General features: G+C 64.3%; 1 protein-coding gene and 1 other annotated feature. The gene reads right to left on the bottom strand.

Translation table 11 applies throughout. The features are described from left to right. Nucleotides 1-41: 41 nt before the first annotated feature. Nucleotides 42-1,276 (bottom strand): IS3 family transposase gene (locus A9O67_RS01815; RefSeq protein ID WP_408033403.1). Its coding sequence is split into 2 segments (ribosomal slippage): nucleotides 42-991 and nucleotides 991-1,276, totalling 1,236 coding nucleotides; the frame shifts between segments, so codons are not numbered across the junction. Beyond that, nucleotides 876-1,001: a sequence feature (AL1L pseudoknot), on the bottom strand. (Overlaps the previous gene by 126 nt.) Nucleotides 1,277-1,317 lie beyond the last annotated feature (41 nt).

The raw sequence follows: 1,317 nt of genomic DNA, 5'->3' as shown, positions 1-1,317 counted from the left end.
TGAACCGCCCCGGGAATCTGAGAGGCGATTGGGTTTGAGTATCAGGCGGTCTCCGGCTTGTGCTGGAGCTGCCGCCAGTAGTTTGCCTCAGCCTCGGCGGGCGGAATGTGGCCGATGGGTTCCAGCAATCGCTCGTGGTTAAACCAGTGCACCCACTGCAGCGTTTTGATCTCCACGGCCTCGCGACTCTTCCAGGGTGCCAGGTGCTCGATGATCTCGGTCTTGTACAGCCCGATGATCGATTCGGCCATGGCATTGTCGTAGCTGTCGCCGGTTGTGCCGACCGAGGGCTGGATGCCGGCGTCGAGGAGCCGCTCGCCGTAGCGAATGGCCAGGTATTGCGCGCCGCGGTCGCTGTGATGAATCAACGCATCGCCGGGCTCGGGGCGGCGTGCATAGAGCGCCTGCTCCAGCGCATCAAGCACCAAGTCCACCGTCATGCGCGACAAACAGCGCCAGCCCACGATGCGCCGGGCGTACACGTCGATGACGAAGGCCACGTAGACAAATCCCTGCCAGGTCGAGACGTAGGTAAAGTCCGACACCCACAACTGGTTGGGACGCTCGGCACAGAAGCGCCGCTGCACATGATCGAGCGGACACGGCGCCCCAGGCTGCGCCACGGTGGTGCGGGGCTTGATACCGCCACGCACCGCGCCTCGCAGCCCCATGCGGCGCATGAGTCGCTCAACGGTACAGCGTGCCACCTGCCAGCCTTCGCGCAGCAGGGCGCGCCACATCTTGCGGCTGCCGTAGACGCAGAAGTTGGCGCTCCACAAGCGCTCGATCGCCGCCATCAGTTCCTCATCGTGCTGGGCGCGCGCACTGCGCCGCGAAGCATCACAGACACGCTGCGCATGCCGCCAGTACGTTGCCGGGGCGACCTGCAGTTCGCGGCAGATCGGCTCGACCCCGAAACGATCGCGATGGCGATCAACGAAGGCGATCACGCCTTGGATTTGCTCTTGACGCGGTCGAGCTCCGCTTGGGCAAAAAAAGCACTGGCCAGGCGCAGGATCTCGTTGGCGCGACGCAATTCTTTGACCTCGCGCTCCAGTTCGCGGATGCGCTGCTGCTCGGCGCTGCTGACGCCGGGCCGCTGGCCCGCGTCGATCTGGTGCTGGCTGACCCAGCCATGCAGGGTGGTGGGGGTACAGCCAATCTTGGGGGCGATCGCCACCACCGTTTGCCACAGCGAGGGGTACTCGTCACGCTGCTCAAGGACCATGCGCACGGCACGCTCGCGCACTTCCGGAGAGAACTTCACAGGTTTCATTTGGGCTCCATCTTCTCAAAGGTTGGAGCCTCTCGAAAACC

The organism is Tepidimonas fonticaldi (genome assembly GCF_001675355.1).
In the GTDB taxonomy this organism is placed as follows: Bacteria; Pseudomonadota; Gammaproteobacteria; order Burkholderiales; family Burkholderiaceae_C; genus Tepidimonas; species Tepidimonas fonticaldi.
The sequence above is the reverse complement of the archived record's forward strand: the minus strand, read 5'-3'. Positions and strand labels throughout refer to the sequence as shown.